The sequence below is a fragment of the Rhodococcus jostii RHA1 genome (assembly GCF_000014565.1).
Classification (GTDB): Bacteria; Actinomycetota; Actinomycetes; order Mycobacteriales; family Mycobacteriaceae; genus Rhodococcus_F; species Rhodococcus_F jostii_A.
In genome coordinates this window covers 5660863-5678887 of record NC_008268.1, presented here as the reverse complement: position 1 = coordinate 5678887, position 18025 = coordinate 5660863, and the positions used below count along the sequence as shown (strand labels likewise).

Genomic DNA, 18025 nt, shown 5'->3' with positions numbered 1-18025 from the left:
AAGTGTTCTCGCTGATCAGCGAGACCGTCGTTTTCGTACGACGCCAACACTAGGAACACGTGAGCTGGGTCACGACCGGCAAATGACGAGAGCTTTTCCCGATCTGCCCTACATTTGTCGAACCGGCTCTTCAGGGGCGTTAACCAGGCATTTCGCAGTCCACACGGGAGTGTGATTGGCTACCGCGCTGTGTCACCCTTCTGAACCGACGCCGCCGCCGCCGTCGTGTCCACCGCACTCATCGACGCAGGCCTGACCGACCGCATGCGGATCTTCGACACCCCTGTTCCCACCGCTCCGGAAGCCGCCCGCACACTCGGGTGCGAGACCGCCGCGATCGTCAACAGCCTCGTTTTCGACGCCGACGGCTCCCCCTTGCTCATCCTCGCCAGCGGCGCCCACCGCGTCGACACGGAGCGGGTCGCCGGAGAACTCGGCTTCGACACATCCTCTCGCGTGACGCTCTGCGCTAACCAGAACGATTTGCGGCGATCACTATGGTTCGCAGGTAGCGCTCGAACGTGGAGGCGGGTCCGATGACTGACCCGTGCCTCCCCGTCACGCTGAGCGGAAATTAGGACGATTGTCTCTCTTCGACAACCCAGGCTGCGACCTGTGCTCGTGAGGTGAACCCGAGTTTGGTGAGGATGTGTTCGACATGTCCTTGCGCGGTGCGGTGCGAGATGACGAGTCGGGCGGCGATCGCCTTGTTGGTGAGGCCCTCGGCGATCAGTTCCGCAACCTGCTGTTCGCGTTTCGTCAGGGTGGCGGGACCCGGGGGCGTCGGCTTTCGGGGGTCTTCCTCGAGCGCGTAGGAAGCAGCGGAACCGAGATCCATGGCCCTGCCGCGCTGCCGGGCCTCCTCGAAGGCGTGTTCGGTGAGCATCCGGCGGGCGGACCGCTCGCATTCTTCGTGATGGACGAGCAGGTCGGGAACGAACACGGAGGGGCTTCCGGCCGCACGGCCGAGCGCGTCCGCGGCCCCCATCAGTGTGCTGGCGCGTTCAGGGTCACTGGTTCCGGCGATCCAGGCGAGTACTTCGACGCAGTTCGCGCAGCTGACCGGGTCGTCGACGAGTCGAGCGAGCCGCACTCCTTCTTGGAGTAGGTCGGTTGCGCGACGCTGATCACCCAGACGCCATTGTGCGACGGCCATGGCCCACAGTGCGTAGGACCGATAGACGGATTCACCGTGAGCTTCCGTGATCGCGAGAACTTGTTCGTAGCATTCGATCGCCCGGTGGGGTTCGGTGTCGGCCAGTTGATACGTCAATCCCAGCAGCGTCAGTGACTCGATCCGCAGTGCGAGTTCGTTCTCTGCTTGTCGCAACACCGGCTGTGCCCGCTCCAGACGTGACGCCGCGCGCGAGAGGTCGCCGGTGAACAATCCGACGATGCCGTCCGCGTGGTCGACGATCGCGTGCGCTATCGGGTCGGTCATCTGGTTGGCGAGGATCCGCGCCTGCTCGACAAGGGCAGCCCCTCGCTGGTGGTCCCGCTGCTGTTCGGTCATGAGGCAGTCGGCGTACAGCGCCCGGATGTAGGTGATGGTCGGGTGTTCTTTCCGGAGTGACAGGAATTGGTCGAGCCAGCGCCTCGCCTCGCTGAGCTGGCCTCGCGACCCCCAGAGCTGCAACAAGGGTGTGGCAATCTGTAAACCGGTGTCGGCATCGCTTTCGTCGAGGCAGAAATCCATCGCGTCCCGCAGATTCGGCTGCTCACTGCTGAGTCGCTCCATCCACTCGAGCTGTCTGGGGCCGATGAACTCGTCCTCGGCGGTGCGAGCGAGCTGGCGATACCAATCCCGGTGCCGCCGGCGCAGATCGAGGTACTCGCCGGATTCTTCGGCCTTCTCCCGGCCGTAGGCGCGTAGCGTCTCGAGCAGTCTGAAGCGGACCACGGAGTCGTGCTCTTCGCGGATCAGGATCGACTTGTCGACGAGGGATGCCAGTGAGTCCAGCAGATCCCCGGTGGGCATATCGTCCCCGCACACGTGTTCTGCGGCATCGAGATCGAAGCTGCCGGGGAACACCGACAGTCGTGCCCACGTCAGTTGCTCGAGCGGGGTGCCGAGGTCGTAGCTCCAGTCGACACATAACCGGAGCGTCTGCTGGCGCGAAGGCGCGCCTCGGCTCCCGCGAGTCAACAGTGCGTACCGGTCGGAAAGTCTCTGCAGGATTTGTTCGGGCGACATCGCACGCAATCGCGCGGCCGCCAATTCGATGGGCAGCGGCAACCCGTCCAACCGGTGACAGATCCGGGTGACCGCGGACTTGTTGGCATCTGTCAACGTGAATGTCGATACCGCCGTGGTGGCGCGTTCGGTGAACAGCGAGACGGCGTCGTAGCGGGGCAGACCCTGCAGGGACGGCTCGCGGTCGGGGTCGGGGACGGTGAGTGGGGGAACGCGCAGCGTCGCCTCGCCGGCTATTGCGAGGGGTTCGCGGCTTGTCGCGAGGATGCGCAGGTTCGGGTTGCATTGCAGCAAAGCTGTGGCGAGGTCGGCGACGGCGTCAACCACCTGCTCGCAATTGTCCAACACCAGCAACAGTTCTCGCGACGACAGGACGTCGAGGATGATCTCGCGTAGCGACCGGTCAGTTTGGTCCCGCACACCGAGTGTGGACGCCACCACGTCGATCAGTCGAGATTCAGTGCGGACCTCGTCGAGCTCGACGAGCCATGCTCCGTCGGTGAACTCTCGCTGGATACTCGTTGCAAGTCGTAGTGCGAGGCGTGTTTTCCCGACTCCGCCGATTCCGACCAACGTCAGCAATCGTGACGACGCCAGTAGATTCTTCGCTTCGGTGATCTCGTGCCTGCGACCGACGAAGCTGGACAATTCCAGGGGCAGATTCCCGCGCTCACGGCGGGAAGAGTGTGTTGGAAACTGCCCCTGTGATGACAGTTCTGGTTCCACCGTGGCTCGCGCATGGAGAGCCATGTCACCCGCAGGCAATCCGCGGCTGCGTTGAATATCGCGCAGACGCTCACCCAATACGGCGGCAGAGGGTTGCCGATCCTCGGGGCGACCGGCCATTGCCTGCTCGATCACGGTAGCAACATCATCGGCGAGGCCCTGATCTCGCAAATCCGGTGCGGATTCCGTTGTGATGCGGATGAATTGGGCTACCACCTGTTCGCCGCTGCGGCGCTCGAATGCGGCGTGGCCGGTGACTGCGCAGAACAGGGTGGCTCCGAGTCCGTAGATGTCCGAGGCGGGGCTCGGGGCGGCGCCGCCGAGGACCTCGGGCGCAGTGAACGCGGGTGAACCGGTGACGATGCCGGTAGCGGTCTCGAACCCGCCGGAAATATGCGCGATCCCGAAGTCCGTGAGCGCCGGCTCGCCATAGTCCGTGAGGAGGATATTCGCCGGCTTGACGTCGCGGTGGACGATGCCCTCGCCGTGGGCGGCCTCCAACGCGCCTGCCAGTTTCACCCCCAACTCCAGCACCTCGTCCACACCTAACGGACCGTGCCGTCGGATACGTTCGTCCAAGGAGCCCTGCGGGTGGTACGGCATCACGATGAATGGTTGTCCGCTGTCGGTGACCCCGACCTGGAGGACATTGACGATGTTGGGGTGGCCGGTCAGGCGGCCCATCGCCCGCTGTTCGCGAAAGAAGCGCTCCCGGTTTTCCTCCGCGAGATCGTTGGTGAGCACCTTCACGGCGACGGTCCGGTCGAGTGCGGGTTGCGTGCACCGGTACACGACACCGAAGCCTCCACGCCCGATCTCCCGGGCGTCGTCGAATCCGTCAACCGCCAGTTCCGACGCGACCGACGGTGTCACATCGCGATGCGTCTCGAACGGATCGATATCGGACATCGTCCCAATCGATTCATCCGGTCCGCGATACGTTCGATGCAATCCGCACGGTCAGCCTCTCGACGACAGGTTTCCAGGATATCGCTGACGGTAGCGTCTACATAGATCTCATACTTCCTACCACTGACGTGGCTGGCCTTGGAGATGGATGTACTTCACGGCTACCCGTAACACCCTGCGGTGTTGCGGGTTCTACCGTGTCCCACACCGACGCTTGTGGCGCAGGAACAGTCTTTGTCTGGTTCACCCCCACCCGGGGTGTCGCGGCGGGAGCACTGCGACGGACACGGCGATGTCGCGGCCGGCGCGGAGTGGGACTCTTCTTGTCGCGGCAGTGGCGCACCGGCGCATGCTCGATCACCCGGATCTGCGGACTGTCCCCGCGCTTGCGAACGGCTTGTCCGCGTCCCAGTTATGCCCGCTTGGCCAGTTCACGCCCGCAACATGGTCACGATGTCCGCCGACTGTGCACCGCGCACACCATGCCCGGTGATAACCACCCGGCCGGGGCGAGTGAGCAGCCCGGAAGTTGTCGTATCGTCGTGTACCGCGGGTTCTTTCAGCGAAACTGCGAGACACGGGGTGCTCGGTGTGGATCTCGTCGTCGGCGACAATTTGGCCGGGCAAGCCGACGCGCACGGCCTCGGTGGCCTCGTCGATCTGGGTGAAATCCATCGACATGCCTGCGGCCGCCATGGAGATGGGCAGCTGCAGGACACCGTCGATGAGGGTGGCGGTAGTGGTCGGTTCGATGTGTGCCTTGTCGGAGGGCCTACCTCCCGGCAGTTTCGGCGGCGCGTAGGTCCTTGCGGAGGATCTTGCCCGCGGCGGACTTCGGCACCAGGTCGATGAACTCGACCTTGCGGACCTTCTTGTGCGGCGACACCCGCTCGGCGACGAAGCCGATGACCGCGGCCTCGTCCAATTCGGCACCGGGCTGGCGGACGACGAACGCCTTCGGCACCTCCTCGCCCTCGTCGTCGAGAACCCCGATGACGGCGGCGTCGGCGATCTGCGGGTGCGTCAACAACAATGCCTCCAGCTCGGCGGGCGGCACCTGGTAGCCCTTGTACTTGATCAGCTCCTTCATCCGGTCCACGATCGTCACCACCCCCTCGGAGTCGACGGTCGCGATGTCGCCGGTGTGCAGGTACCCGTCCGCATCCAGGGTCTCTGCGGTGGCCTCGTCGTTGCCGAGGTACCCGGCCATGATGTTCGGGCCCTTGCACCACAACTCACCCGGTGCGCTGACCCCGTCGGCCGGGTAGGCGACCTCCTCGCCGGTGGCCGGGTCGACCAGCTTGCATTCCATGTTCGCGATCGACGGACCCACCGAGTCCAGGGCGATGTCGTCACGGTCGAATGGAATCGCATGCGAGACCGGGCTCATCTCCGACATCCCGTAGCCCTGCCGCACCCGGCAGCCGAGCCGGTTCGCGACGGCCTTGCCCAGTTCCTGATCCAGCGGGGCGGCGCCGGAGAAGATCGAATGCACGCTCGACAGGTCGTAATCGTCGACCAGCGGGTGCTTGGCCAACGCCACCGCGACCGGCGGGGCGATGAACACATACGTGCACTTCTGGCCGGAGACGATCGACAGGAATTCGACGAGGTCGAACTTCGGCATCGTCACCAAACTCGCCCGGTTGTACAGGGCCGCATTGAGCAGCACCGTCATCCCGTAGATGTGGAAGAACGGCAGCACCGCCAGCAGTGTGTCGTCGGCGCCGATGCCCATCCGCGGGTTGATCTGACACACATTCGCCACCAGGTTGCGGTGCGTGAGCATCACCCCCTTCGGCCGGCCGGTGGTCCCGGACGAGTACGGCAGCACCGCCAGCTGGGTCGCCGGATCGAACGATACCTCCGGGGCGGGGGCGCGCTCGGCCAGCAGATCGGTCAGTGACGGGTGCCCGTCGGCGCCGTCGAGGACGATCACGTTCGCTACCGGAATCCCGACCTTCGCGGCCGCATCCTTGGCCTGCGGCAGCAGCGGGGAGACGGTGAACAGGAACTTCGCCTTCGAGTCGGTGAGCTGCTTGGCGATGTCCTCCGCGGTGTAGAGGGCGTTGATGGTGGTCGCGACACCCCCGGCCCGCAGGATCCCGTGGAACACCGACGCGAACGCCGGAACGTTCGGCGAGTGCAGACCCACCACCTCGCCGACGGCGAGACCGCGCGCGGCCAGCGCCCCGGCCACCCCGTTGATCTGGGCGACCAGCGACCGGTACGTGGTGACCGCGCCGGAGGCACCGTCGATCAGCGCAGGCCGGTCCCCATCGGCCGGGTCGACCCGGCCGAAGAGGAAATCGTAGACACTGAGGTTCGGAATCTCGACGTCCGGAAACGGGCTCTTGAAGCTCACTGGGGCCTCTCCCTCGAAGTGTTGCAGCAGTGGTGAATTGGTCTCGTGGCCGAATGCCGGGCGCACTCGAATGCGTCGACGCCGAGTTGTTCGGCTGAGGGCGTGCCCGGACTACGCGGCAACTACCCCGCGCCTCCGGCAAGCTGGCGAAGCGACTGCTCAAACTCTGATTGCCGAGTCCTTCTCTCTCGCGGCCTGGCTCAGGCTCGCCAGTACGGCCTTCGCCGCTCGCTCGCCCGACGTCGCTGCGTCGGCGAGCGACGGCAGATCGAGCTGGTAGTCGCCGGCGAGGTGGATGGTTCCGAGCGGATCACGCAACGTCGGAAGCGAGTTCCTCCGCCCGGGCGCCCAGAAGGGCACGACCCGACGATGCCGCCGCACGATGCCCTCGCCCAGTTTCCCTTCCAGCTCGGGGAACACTGCGAGCAGGTCCTGCTGGTATCGCGACACGATCTCCTCGTCGGGGAGGTCGAACAACGCGTCGGCGTGAGCACCGCCGGCGAAACAGGCCAGCGCTCCACCCGGCTTACGGTCGTCGCCGTTCCGCATCGCCGCGGCGTGGTTGAACATCGCCTGGAACGACAGTTGCGGCGTCGAGACAGCGAAGTAGTCGTCCCAGCGTTGCGGCCCGACTTCGTCGGTGAAGAATCCGACGATCACGTACCGGCCGTAGGTGATGTCGTTGAAAGCATTCCGGTGTTGCTGCGGGAGGTCTGGGATGATTCGCTCGGCGACATCGGCGGGTGCGGTCACGATCGCGCGCTTTGCCCGCAGCCGCACCGGTCGGTCACCGTCGTGATAGTCGACGACCACGCCGTCACCGTCCTGCCGCACCGAGCGCACCACCGAGTTCAGCCGGATCCGGCCACCGAGATCTTCCGTCAGCACGTCGGTCAACGTCTGATTGCCACCCACCGGCAGCGAGAAGTTCGGGATCTTCTCCGGGTCGGCCAACGCGAGGCCGACGGACGTGACGAACTGGGTGGCGGCCGTCTCCTCCACCTCGCATCCCATCCACTGCGCCGACCACGACCGGACGACATCGGCGGCCAGCTTCGACCGGACGCCCTTCAGGAGGTACGACGCCAGCTTGGTGTCGAGGTTGGCGCGAACCCGCTGTGCGATACGGCTCTGCGACTCCAGGAACGGCATGGCCGCGAGGATGCGTGCACCGACGAGGGCCATGCCGAGTCGGTCCATCATGGTCATCCGCGTGCGGAACATGAGCGCGACCGGATTCGAGGTGTCGATCACCCCGCCGTTCAGGTACAGCGCGACGCTCTTGCCTGCGAGCGAACCCATCTCGATGCCGTGCCGGTCGAGGGCATCGATCAGCGTGCCGGTGCCCTCGGTGAACTGGGTACCGACGTTGATCCAGTAGTCGCCCTTCCTGACGGTCTCGACTCGTCCGCCCACGCGGTCGGTGGATTCGAGAACGACTACGTCGGTCTCCGCCGCCAGCGTGGTTGCTGCCGTCAGCCCGGCCATTCCGGCGCCCACGACGACTACTTCGGTGGTCTCTTCGTGCACTTCGTGCGTTGTCATTCTCGGTTCCTGACTTTCGGGACCTGGTGCGGATCACGCCGCAGCTGCAGCGCGGACCGCCTGAGCGTCCACGCGCTTGTTGTGGGCATCGAACGCCCGGTAGGCGCGGAAGTACGCGAACATCTGCAGGCCCCACGTGGACAGCGCGAAGATGTAGAAGATCGTGTGCTCCGCGTCGTCACCCGGGATGTGGACGAAGTCGTAGGTCGCGGCGATGACGAATCCGCAGGCCGTGGCAACCGCGGCCCAGACAGCGTGCCCGCGCTCGCCGATTCCCCACAGGCGCTTGACGAAGTAGATCAGGAAGATCGTGGTGAGCACGTTGACCACGATGTAGAAGATCTTGCCGGGGGTTCCGATCGCCTCGGCGAACTGACTGAGGAGGAAGCCCACCACGGCCGCGAGGGCGAACGCGCCGATGTCCACCGCCACGGACGGCTTGTACCGGTGGGTGACCTTCATCAGTCCGAGGACCAGGATCAGCGTGATGCCGACGGACCGGGAGAAGGCATCGAGGAAGTAGGCGAAGGCATACATCGGGCTGTCGTGACCGGCCTTGATGAGGCCGTAGACCAGGAAGTTCGAACCCGACGTCGCGACGATCATCCACTCGATGCCGAGCAGGTAGTTCTTGTAGATCCGGATGAACTTGATCCCGTACGTGAATCCGACGGCGATCATCCAGATGTCCGCGACCGCGAAGAGCAGTTCTCGGATGGACATGATTTTCTCCTTGGATGGTGACATCAGCCGACCGGACGGACGGCGAAGAATTCGAGCAGCCGGGTCGGTGGCGATGGCTATTTCGTGAGGGCTGCCAGGCGGTCGGAGGCGCGGTCGGCGAGCCAGGTCGCGTGCAGCGCAGGGCCGCTGACAAGGCTGGGCCAGAAGCGCTTTCGGCCGTTCCAAATCGCCGACAGGTCTTCGTGCAGTGGCACCCCGTCGATTCGGTCCGCCAGCAGGTGGCCCACGTACTGCGCCTGGGCGAAGCCGTGGCCGTTACAGGCGAGCGAGTACAGCACGTTGTCGGACGCCTCACCGGCGACGGGGAGCCACGTGGAACTCATGCCGATCCAGCCGCCCCACGCCTGCTGCGGCTCGATGTCGCGCAGGCCCGGGAATCGCTCGCGGAATCCGCGGACGAGGTCGTCGGCGACGTTTTGCGCCGGGGTGCGGTCCGGAAGTGGGTTTCGCCCGGTCTGCACGCGGCGGGTGCCGAACACGATGGTGCCCCGCGGGGTGACGCGGTAGTTCTCGATGATCATGTGCAGCGTGACCATCGGGGCGCGGCTGGTCCAGCCGATCTCGTCGAGTCGCTCGGGTGCGACGGGTTCGGTCTCGACCAGGGACGTCCACACCGGGGTCGCGAGGTTCTTCGGCGCGATGGACAGACCGGTGGTGTGGGCGTTGGTGGTCAGCAGCGCCTTGCGTGCCCGGACCCGCCCGTGCGGTGTTTCGACCGTGACCCCGCCGCCGGAGTCGGTGACGTCGCGCGCCGGAGTGTGTTCGTAGACGCGCGCGCCGGACGTGATCGTCGCTGCCCGCAGACCGAGGGCGAACTCACCCGGGTTGAGCGTGCCCCCGACACCCTCCCGCACTCCGCCGAGGAAGCCGTCCGGGAGGCCCGCCTCCCGGCCCTCGACGAATTCGGCCGACGATCCGGCCTCGGCCATGACCTTGGCATTGCGGCGCGCGTGCCGCAGCTGCCCCTTGGACACGGCGGCCATCACGATTCCGGCCTGCCGGTAGCTGCACTGGATGTCGTGGTGAGCGATGGCGTCCTCGGCGAAGTGCACCGCGTTCTCGGCGTACCGGTACAGGTTCCGCAGCCGCTCGCGCTTCAGCAGAAAACCCAGCAGTTCCGGATCGGCGGCGATCGAGTTCGTGATGTATCCCGCATTGCGGGAGGTGGCGCCCCAACCGAGGGTCTGCGCCTCCAGGAGCACCACGTCGACGCCCTTCTCGGCGAGTCGGAGTGCGGCCGACATGCCGCCTCCGCCGCCGCCGATCACGACCACGTCGCAGTCGATGTCTCCGGTCAGGGACGGTTCGACCGCGGCGGGCGATGTGGCCCAACCTGTGTCGTGAATCAGCTTCATCGTCGTCACTCCGTCTCGCTTGCAGGGATGACCGCGGTGCCGCGAGCGCGCACCGCGACCATCGGCGACTCCAGGACCTGTGAGCGGCCGGTGTCGTCGGAGCCGCGGCAGATCACCCGGAGCTCGAAGTCGACCGTGCGGCTGCGGTTTCCTTTTTTCACCAGCCGGGCCTCGGCCTCCACGACGTCGCCGCCGCGGACCGGGGCGAGGAACTCGACGGACGAGTAGCCGGCGAACAACCCCTCGTGGCCATCGGTCTCGATCGACAGGTTCGTGCCGACGTCGCCGAAGAGCTTCAGGGCGAATGCACCGTCGACCAGATTGCCCGCGTAATGCGCGTCGGAGAAAGCGACGTAGCGCCGGTGGACTGCCGTGCTCACGAGATCTCCCGGTGGATGGGGCCGAGGTGGGGGGACTCTGTTTCGCCGTCGATCCGGACACCTGGGTAGCCGCGCTTGGCGATCTCGGTGCACATCCGGCGGTACTTGCCCACACCGCCGACATAGCCCATGAAGGTGTTGGGCTTGCCCTCGACGTTGGAGCCTCGGTACCAGGAGTCGGTGGTGGCGTACAGCGTCTGGGCGACGGTCTCCTCCGTGATGTCCACCCAGTCGTTCTGACCCTCGGGAGTGGCCTCGACGAGCGTCGCCCCGGAGTCGCGGGCGTGCTCGATGAGATCGGCGATCCAGTCGACCGCCTGCTCGATGGTCATCACCACGTTGCTGGCGAGCGCGGGGCTCTGTGGGCCGGCGACCATGAAGAAGTTGGGGAAGTCCGTGGTCATCATCCCGAGGTACGTGCGGATACCGTCCTGCCAGGTCTCCTGCAGTTTCCTGCCGGACGCGCCGGTGAGACCCAGCCCGTACAGCGGGCCGGTAAAGGCGTCGAACCCGATGGCGAGCACCACGGCGTCCGCCTCGTAGGTGCCCTTCGAGGTGACGATCGCGTTCGCGGTCATCGTCTCGATCGGTTCGTCACGCAGCGACACCAACGACACGTTCGGCCGGTTGTAGGTCTCGTAGTAGTCGGTACCGAAGACGCTGCGCTTGGCGCCCAGAGGGTGATACCTGGGCACCAGCAGCTCGGCGGTGGCCGGATCCTCGACGATCTCGCGGATCTTGTCGTGGATGAATTCCGACGCGGTTCGGTTCGCCTCGACGTCGGTGAGCAGGTCGGCGAACTCGCCGCCGACGCCGTTGAAGCCACTTCGTTCGTAAGCCGCTTCGTAGCGCCGCTGCCGTTCCTCGGCCGACACGTCGAAGGCCTTGTCGGTCACGGGGCGGTCGGGGATGCCGCCGGGTGAGTGCCGGCACTCCTCACGGATCGCCGGGTAGTCGTCCTTGATGGAATCGACCCGTTCCAGGGGAAGTTCGGCGTTGCGCGCGGGCATCACGTAGTTCGGAGTGCGCTGGAACACCGTGACGTGCTCGGCAACCTCCGCGATCAGTGGGATCGCCTGCACACCCGACGATCCGGTGCCGATCACGGCGACGCGCTTGCCGGCGAGGTCGTCGAGCGAAATGTTCCACCGGCTGGTCGACACCTGGAGTCCGGTGAAGTTTCCCAGGCCCGGCACGTCGAAGTCCTTCGGGGTGGACAGGCCGCCGGCGCCCGAGATCAGGTAGCGGCCGCGGCGCGTCTCGCCGTTGTCCAGCTGCACCTCCCACAGCCGCTCGGCCGCATTCCACGTCGCACCGACGACGCGGGTATTGAACGTGAAATGCTTGCGCAGGTCGAAGCGGTCGGCGACGTGGTTGATGTAGCTGAGGATCTCGGCCTGCGGCGCGAATCGCTGGCTCCACGTCCACTCCTGCTGGAGGGCCTCGTCGAACGAGTACGAGTAGTAGATGCTCTCGACGTCGCAGCGCGCGCCCGGATAGGTGTTCCAGAACCAGGTGCCGCCGACGCTGGGTCCGGCCTCGAATCCCGCAAAGGTCCACCCGGCGGTGGTGAGCCGGTGTGAGAGGTAGAGGCCGGAAAAACCGGCGCCGACGCCGAGGACGTCGACGATCCCGGTATCCGAGGTGGAGGGGAAGTTCATGGGGTTTGCCGCTTTCATTGAAGTAGTCATATGACTGGATCAATTGACTGTGTTCAGTAGACCAGTGGTACCGGTCACAGTCAAGGGTTGAGTCGAAAGTAGTCCGGTTCTTACATCGGAAGGTCGGGTGAATCGACGCCGACCACCCGGTCGCCGCAGAACACGCGCACGGACTCGCCGGGGGCGTGACCGCCGATTCCGGAAGTGCCCCAGAAACTTTGCGCCGAACCGTCGGCGAGATCGGCGACCTTGGCACCGTTGACGCGCACCTCGCCCGACAGCACCCGGGATCCGACCTCGATGGCGCGGTCCAGGTCGCCGCCGAAGACGTACGCGTCCAGACCCGACGGGTTGGCGTTGGCAACACGCAGAGCGTCCTTATCGGACTCCACGGCGTGCAGGCTGATGAGCGGCCCGAACAGCTCGGCGGTCGCCACGGATGCGTCGGCTCCCGAAGCGACTGTCGGGGAAAGGAAGAACCCGTCGAGGGCGGGCAGCTGTGCTGGTTGATGGATCGTCGCGCCGTGGGCCCGCAGCTCATCGATCCGGCTCTGCAGCGTGGCGAAATGCGGGGCGTTCGAGATCGGGCCCAGCTGGGTGTTCTCGTCGAGTGAGTGCCCGATGTCGATGCGGGAGATGCGATCGAGCAGCGCGTCGAGCAGCGGCTCGACGAGGCTCTTGTGCGCCAGCACCTTTCCGGGGCCCTCACACCATTGACCGTTGAGCTTCGTCATCCCCTCGAGGATCCCGTCGGCGGCGACGTCGATGTCGGCGTCGTCCAGCACGAGGGCCGGGTTGTTGCCGCCGAGCTCGAGCTGGAGGACCTTGAAGTCCTCGGCGGCGGCGCGGGCGATTGCACGGCCGGCGGTCGGGCCGCCGGTGAACGAGACGATCTTCACGCGGTGATCGCCGGTGATCGCGGCGCCCACGTCGCCCGCGCCGTGGACGAGCTGCAGCGCACCGTCGGGCAGCCCGGCCTTGACGAAGCACTCGACGATGATCTGGGCGCTGCTCGGCGCGTGCTCCGACGGTTTGAGGATGACGGGGCAGCCGGCGGCGAGGGCGCTCACCATCTTCGCGGCGGGGATGAAACTGGGCCCGTTCCACGGCGTGAGGATGGCGGCGGGGCCCCACGGGACCTTGTAGAGCCGCACGTCGCGGCCGCCGGCCTCCAGCGCCGTCCGACGCGGGGTGGCGCGCAGATCCGCAGCGGACGAGCGGATCCGGTGCGGGAGGAACTGCGCGACCATCCGAGCTTTCCCGATCGGAACACCGCTGGTGAGGGCGTCGGTCCGCGCGATGTCCTCGATCCGCGCCTCGACGATGTCGGCCGCCCGCTCGATGACCGCCGCGCGTTCCTCGCTCGCCGCGTCATCCCAGCGTTCGAAGCCGTAGGACCTCTCGGCATGGCGCAGTGCGCGCTCCACGTCCTCCGGACCGGTGGTGACGGCGCGGTGGACGGGCCGGCCGGTGTTGGGGTCGAGATTCCACGCGTCCGGGATCGTGCGGCACTCGGACCACTCGTCGGCGATGTAATTGACCGGTTGGGGCATTTGCGGGTTCGACATCTGCGGCCTCCTTCGATGGGCTTTCAGGTGTGGATGGAGTCGGGTGTGATCACGCGGTGAGGTCGGCGACGATGCGGGTCACCTCGCCCGACTTCATCGCCTCGAAGCCCTTGTTGATCTCGCCGAACGGGATCACGTCGCTGACCATCTCGTCGAGCAGCAGGCGGCCCTGCAGGTAGAGCCGCGCGAATTGGGTGATGTCCTCGTGCGCTTGCCCCGAGCCCATGTAGGAGCCGATGAGGCGCTTTTCGCCGAAGAAGAAGTCCGATGCGGGGAGGGTGAGGTCGGTGCCGTCGGGTGCGATGCCGACCAGGCATGCGGTGCCCGTAGCGCGCAGGACCGCCAGCGCGGTGGCGGCGGTGCGCGCGTTGCCGACGGCCTCGAAGGAGTAGTCGACGCCGTCGCCGAGCACGTTCCTGATTTCGGCCGGGACGTCGGCCGCGCCGTTCACGACGTGCGTGGCACCGTACGTCCGCGCCGCCGCGAGCCGGGCGTCGTCGAGATCCACGGCGACGATCGCCGAGGCGCCGGCGAGCCGCGCGCCCTGGATGATCGCCGATCCGACACCGCCGCAACCGATCACGGCCACGGTGGCGCCGGGGCGGACCTGCGCGCCGCGGAACACGGCGCCGACGCCGGTGACGATGCAGCACGACAGCAGGCACCCGACGTGCAGTCCCACCTCGTCGGGCACCGTGACCAGCGAGTTTTCCCGCATCAGGGTGTGACGGGAGAATGCGCCGATGTCGGCGAGCCGTTCGACGGCCTGGCCGCCCGGCAGTTGGAAAGCGGGGCGGGGGCGCTGCCGGATCTGCGAGACGCGCTGGCATTGCGTCGAGTGCCCGGCCTGGCAGTTGCGGCACAATCCGCACGAGGGTGTGAGGGCGCCGACGACGCGGTCGCCCGGCCGCAGCGAGGTCACCGCGGAGCCGACCGATTCGACGATGCCCGCCACTTCGTGCCCGACCACCACGGGCAGGTCGGCGCCCACGGTGCCGGTCATGTAGTGCAGGTCGCTGTGACACAGGCCCACATTGGAAACCGCGACGCGGACCTCGTTCGGCTCCGGGTCGTCGACCTGAATCTCGGTGAACTCCAGCGGTTCGTTCAACGCGGTGAGAAGTGCTGCCTCGGTGGTGATCATCATTGTCTCCGATCTCAATTGCTTTGCGCGGGCGCCGTCGGCGTCGCGTTCTTCGATGCCCAGAAGCCCTCGATGCCCTCGGTGAAGGCGCCGGACTCCCACGACTGGCGGGCGGCGTCGTCCTCGCGGACGAACGCGGCCTCGATCTCTTCGGGGCGCGGTCGCAGCAGACCCAGGTGCAGTGCGGTGATACGAGGGTCGGAGTTCCACTGTCTGATCACCTCGACCGCGCGGTCCACCAGTGTCTGTGGGGCCACGATCTCGTCGAGCAGCCCGATCCGCAGTGCCTCTTCCGCGTCGATTCGCTGAGAGCCGAGGATGATTCGCATCGCGTGGTTGCGCACCAGGCGGCCCATGAGGAAGCTCGAGGCGTTCGAGATGATGATCCCGCGGTGGTTCTCCGGCTGGTAGTACTCCGCGGCGGGGGTGCCGATCCGGGAGTCGCAGCACAGCGTGATCTCCGAGGCGCCGCCGACCGCGATCCCGTTCACGGCCGCGATCACGGGGACTTTCGTCTCGAGAATCGCCCGGGTGATGTCGTGGAAGGTCGCGAAGGCCTCGTGAATCTCGTTGTAGCTGGTCGGCACCGACTGCAGGTCCTCACCGGCGGAGAAGGCCCGCCCGGCACCTGTCAGCACGATCCCACGGACGACGTCACCCGTCCCGAACCGGCGGATCGTCTGCGCGAGTCTCACCCGGGCGGCCACGTCCATCACGTTCAGCTTCGCCGGGCGGTTCAGCGTGAGCACGGCGACGTCGCGGTCGATGTGCACGTCCAGGTAGTTCTCGGTCATGTCTGGCTCCTCAGTTGGCACTGCCGACGGTGCGCGGCGGCTGCAGGTCGTAGGTGATGCCCGGATGTTCGGCGGAGCGCGCCTTCAGGGCCGGCTTGGACACCCGCTCCGACGGGGTCCGCGGGAAATCGGCGACGAACTCGACGTAGCGCGGAACCTTGAAGCGCGCCAGCTGGGTTCGCGCGCCGTCGATGATTCGCTGTGCGGTCTCGCGACTCTCCGGGCTGCCGGGGGCCAGCTGCACAAAGGCCTTGACCTCCTCGCCGAACAGCTCGTCCGGGACGCCGACCACCGCCGTCGCGACGACGGTGTCGTCGCGCTCGAGGACGCGTTCGACCTCGGCGCTCGCGATGTTCTCGCCGCCGCGGCGCACCATGTCCTTGATCCGGCCCACCAGGCGGTAGCTGCCCGCCTCGCGGACCGCGACATCGCCGGTGTGCAACCAGCCGTCGCGCAGGACCTGCGCCGTGTCTTCCGGCCGGTTCCAGTAGCCGAGCATCATCGGTCTGCCCGAGGTGATCAGTTCACCGGGTTCGCCGTCGGCGACCTCGCGACCCTGCGGATCGACCACCCGGACCTGCTTGGTGGGAATCGGCTGCCCCAGCCGCCCGCTGCCGACGTCGGCCGTGTGCTCGGGGTGGCTGACCAGGTCGACTCCGCTTTCGGTCATCCCGAAGATCTCCCGCCACGGTGCACTCCAGCGCTGTTCGAGTTGCGCGTGCAGCCCGACGGGGATCGCCGAGCACAGCACCACGCGCAGGTCGTTGTCCCGGTCCTGCGGGCTCGGCGCCTGTTTGAACAGCAGCGTGGGCATCGAGCCGAGCACGTAGCAGAATGTGGCGCGGTGCTTGCGGACGTCCGCCATGAAACCCGAGGCGGAGAACCGGGGCAGTACCACCAGCGGCGCGCCGATCGTGAGACACAGCGAGGTGTTCCACTGCGGGTCCATGTACGAGAACGGCTGCGAGGTGAGTGCCACGTCGTCGGCCCCGAGACCCACCGCACTCGCACAGATCCACCCCAGCCGGACCCAATAGTCGTGGGTCAACATGCACGCCTTCGGGAACCCGGTTGTCCCCGAGGTGTACTGGAGGTTCGCGAGCGTGTCGCCGGAGATGTCGACCCCCGGCCTGTCCGCCGGATACTGCGCGAGTTCGTCGCGCGAGACGGCGTCGACGATCCGGACATCGGCCAGATCGCCGTTCGCGGCGCGCACCTCGTCGACGAGCGGGGCGTGCTCGGCGTCGGTGAACATCACGCGGGCGCCGGAATCCCGCAGCACGAATTCGAGGTCTGCGCGCCGGTATGACGAATTGATCGGCACCGCGACGCCACCGGCCTTGAGGATCGCGAGCCAGGCGATCGGCCACTGCACCACGTTGGGCAGCATGATCGCGACCCGGTCACCCGCGCGGACCCCGTCCTCGGAGACGAGTCGCTGCGCCAGGCGCGACGTCCAGTCGTCGATCTCGCCGAAGGTCCACGCCCCTTCCTCGAACCGGAGGAACTCGCGGTCGGGATACCGGAGGGCCTGGATCGCCAGCAGGCCGACGAGGGTATCGATCGGCGGGTCCACAGCCATGCGATCGAGCGCGATCGCGCGTTCCTGGTGGACTGTTTCGACTCCGGTCATGGTCATCCTCTGGGTCGGGTGTGATGCGGTGCCGATGCGGGTGCAGCTCGCGATCTCGAGTCGTGACGGCGCATCCGCGGTGAACTCGTGGACCGCAACCCTCCGATCGCCGAGGGCGCCGGAGTGTGGGCCCGGTCATAGCCTAGAAGAACATAGTCAAATGATCAAGGCAGATGATCACAATGTGCTAGGTGCTGCAAGTCGCGGAGGTCTGATCTCGACCACATGCCCGGCTCGCTCGTACCTCCGACTGGTAGCGTTGCGATGACTTGATCAGTCGTTCGCATCTGATTCGACAGGAGAAACGCATGGCCCGCATTCCCGCTGCCGAACGTCGCGCCGAACTGGTGGCGGCTGCCGTGCGCATGATCGCCGCCCATGGGGTGGACGGCGCGACCACACGCCGCATCGCGCAGGATGCGAACGCTCCGCTGGCCACGCTGCACTACTGCTTTGCCACGAAGGAGGTGCTGTTCGCGGCGGTATTCGAACACGTCACCGCACAATACCGAGAAGTGTTGGTGCGCAATGATTCCCAAGGAGACGTCGAGACCAACGCGCGCGCCCTGTTGCGCGGCGTGATGGAGTGGTACCTGGCGAATCCGGACTTCGGCGCGGCGATCGTCGAGCTGATCAGCTGGGCCCAGCGTCAGGAGGGCAAGCAGGCCGAGATGGTGTACAACGAGGCATTCGCGACCATGCGGCGGATCCTCGAGGCCGCCGCGACCGGTGCAGGCCAGTCGGTCGACCCGAAAACGATCGACGAACTGACCTACATCGTGTCCACGCTGTCTGACGGATTCGCGCTCAACTGGCTGGTGTTCACCGACCGTACAGTCGCTGAGTCGCAGATCGAGCTCGTTCTCGGCGTCCTCGACGCGTGGATGGCCGCCAACCTCGGCGATGTGCCGAGGCCGGCGACTCCGGCCGCGAAGACTTCACCCGAAGAGGCCCTGCGTTCACTGGTGTCCTGGGTGAGCGTGGAATGACGCAGCTGAGATCGTCGG

At 66.5% G+C, this 18025-nt stretch carries 13 protein-coding genes and 1 pseudogene; 2 read left to right on the top strand and 12 right to left on the bottom strand.

Annotated features, from left to right (window positions below; genetic code table 11):
* Positions 1-225: 225 nt before the first annotated feature.
* Positions 226-540, top strand: coding sequence for a YbaK/EbsC family protein (locus RHA1_RS26035; RefSeq protein ID WP_011597527.1), 315 nt, complete (start codon positions 226-228; stop codon positions 538-540).
* Positions 541-574: 34 nt separating this feature from the next.
* Here the strand turns inward: RHA1_RS26035 and RHA1_RS26030 are convergent, their stop codons facing one another.
* From RHA1_RS26030 to RHA1_RS25980, 12 genes and pseudogenes are all read right to left on the bottom strand, one after another.
* The gene (locus RHA1_RS26030; RefSeq protein ID WP_011597526.1) at positions 575-3829 is read right to left on the bottom strand and encodes a protein kinase domain-containing protein; all 3255 of its coding nucleotides are present in this window, start codon (positions 3827-3829) and stop codon (positions 575-577) included.
* A 97-nt stretch (positions 3830-3926) separates the two neighbouring features.
* A pseudogene (locus tag RHA1_RS52025) lies at positions 3927-4336 on the bottom strand (zinc ribbon domain-containing protein); the annotation flags it as partial.
* A gap of 265 nt (positions 4337-4601) precedes the next feature.
* The gene (locus RHA1_RS26025) at positions 4602-6194 is read right to left on the bottom strand and encodes an AMP-binding protein (RefSeq protein WP_041812475.1); all 1593 of its coding nucleotides are present in this window, start codon (positions 6192-6194) and stop codon (positions 4602-4604) included.
* Between the two features lie 159 nt (positions 6195-6353).
* A complete protein-coding gene (locus RHA1_RS26020; RefSeq protein ID WP_011597523.1) occupies positions 6354-7739 on the bottom strand; it encodes a flavin monoamine oxidase family protein in 1386 nt (461 codons plus the stop codon).
* A 33-nt stretch (positions 7740-7772) separates the two neighbouring features.
* Positions 7773-8462 (bottom strand): hypothetical protein, encoded by a 690-nt coding sequence (locus tag RHA1_RS26015; protein ID WP_011597522.1) that lies wholly within the window; start codon positions 8460-8462, stop codon positions 7773-7775.
* Between the two features lie 77 nt (positions 8463-8539).
* Positions 8540-9838, bottom strand: coding sequence for an NAD(P)/FAD-dependent oxidoreductase (locus tag RHA1_RS26010; RefSeq protein WP_011597521.1), 1299 nt, complete (start codon positions 9836-9838; stop codon positions 8540-8542).
* A 5-nt stretch (positions 9839-9843) separates the two neighbouring features.
* Positions 9844-10218 (bottom strand): hotdog fold domain-containing protein, encoded by a 375-nt coding sequence (locus RHA1_RS26005; RefSeq protein ID WP_011597520.1) that lies wholly within the window; start codon positions 10216-10218, stop codon positions 9844-9846.
* Complete coding sequence (locus RHA1_RS26000; protein WP_050787383.1) at positions 10215-11879, bottom strand: flavin-containing monooxygenase; 1665 nt, start codon at positions 11877-11879, stop codon at positions 10215-10217. Before RHA1_RS26000 ends, RHA1_RS26005 begins: the two co-directional genes overlap by 4 nt.
* A gap of 110 nt (positions 11880-11989) precedes the next feature.
* Positions 11990-13447 carry an aldehyde dehydrogenase family protein gene (locus RHA1_RS25995; RefSeq protein WP_011597518.1) on the bottom strand — a complete coding sequence of 486 codons (1458 nt, stop codon included), beginning with the start codon at positions 13445-13447 and terminating at the stop codon, positions 11990-11992.
* A gap of 49 nt (positions 13448-13496) precedes the next feature.
* Positions 13497-14591, bottom strand: a complete 1095-nt coding sequence (locus RHA1_RS25990) for a Zn-dependent alcohol dehydrogenase (protein ID WP_029539551.1) — start codon at positions 14589-14591, stop codon at positions 13497-13499.
* Between the two features lie 14 nt (positions 14592-14605).
* A complete protein-coding gene (locus tag RHA1_RS25985) occupies positions 14606-15385 on the bottom strand; it encodes an enoyl-CoA hydratase/isomerase family protein (protein ID WP_041812033.1) in 780 nt (259 codons plus the stop codon).
* 10 nt (positions 15386-15395) lie between these two features.
* On the bottom strand, positions 15396-17018 hold the full coding sequence (locus tag RHA1_RS25980) for a class I adenylate-forming enzyme family protein (protein WP_011597515.1): 1623 nt from the start codon (positions 17016-17018) through the stop codon (positions 15396-15398).
* A gap of 308 nt (positions 17019-17326) precedes the next feature.
* On the opposite strand from RHA1_RS25980, the gene RHA1_RS25975 reads away from it, so the two are divergent.
* Positions 17327-18007: a TetR/AcrR family transcriptional regulator gene (locus RHA1_RS25975; RefSeq protein WP_011597513.1), complete on the top strand. Its 681-nt coding sequence runs from the start codon at positions 17327-17329 to the stop codon at positions 18005-18007.
* The last annotated feature ends 18 nt before the right edge of the window (positions 18008-18025 follow it).

Coding starts and splice junctions, on each gene's coding strand:
- RHA1_RS25990 (WP_029539551.1), bottom strand. CDS start 14,591: ATGATCACCACCGAGGCAGCACTTCTCACCGCGTTGAACGAACCGCTG.
- RHA1_RS26030 (WP_011597526.1), bottom strand. CDS start 3,829: ATGTCCGATATCGATCCGTTCGAGACGCATCGCGATGTGACACCGTCG.
- RHA1_RS25975 (WP_011597513.1), top strand. CDS start 17,327: ATGGCCCGCATTCCCGCTGCCGAACGTCGCGCCGAACTGGTGGCGGCT.
- RHA1_RS26015 (WP_011597522.1), bottom strand. CDS start 8,462: ATGTCCATCCGAGAACTGCTCTTCGCGGTCGCGGACATCTGGATGATC.
- RHA1_RS25980 (WP_011597515.1), bottom strand. CDS start 17,018: ATGACCGGAGTCGAAACAGTCCACCAGGAACGCGCGATCGCGCTCGAT.
- RHA1_RS26020 (WP_011597523.1), bottom strand. CDS start 7,739: ATGACAACGCACGAAGTGCACGAAGAGACCACCGAAGTAGTCGTCGTG.
- RHA1_RS25995 (WP_011597518.1), bottom strand. CDS start 13,447: ATGTCGAACCCGCAAATGCCCCAACCGGTCAATTACATCGCCGACGAG.
- RHA1_RS26000 (WP_050787383.1), bottom strand. CDS start 11,879: ATGAACTTCCCCTCCACCTCGGATACCGGGATCGTCGACGTCCTCGGC.
- RHA1_RS26010 (WP_011597521.1), bottom strand. CDS start 9,838: ATGAAGCTGATTCACGACACAGGTTGGGCCACATCGCCCGCCGCGGTC.
- RHA1_RS25985 (WP_041812033.1), bottom strand. CDS start 15,385: ATGACCGAGAACTACCTGGACGTGCACATCGACCGCGACGTCGCCGTG.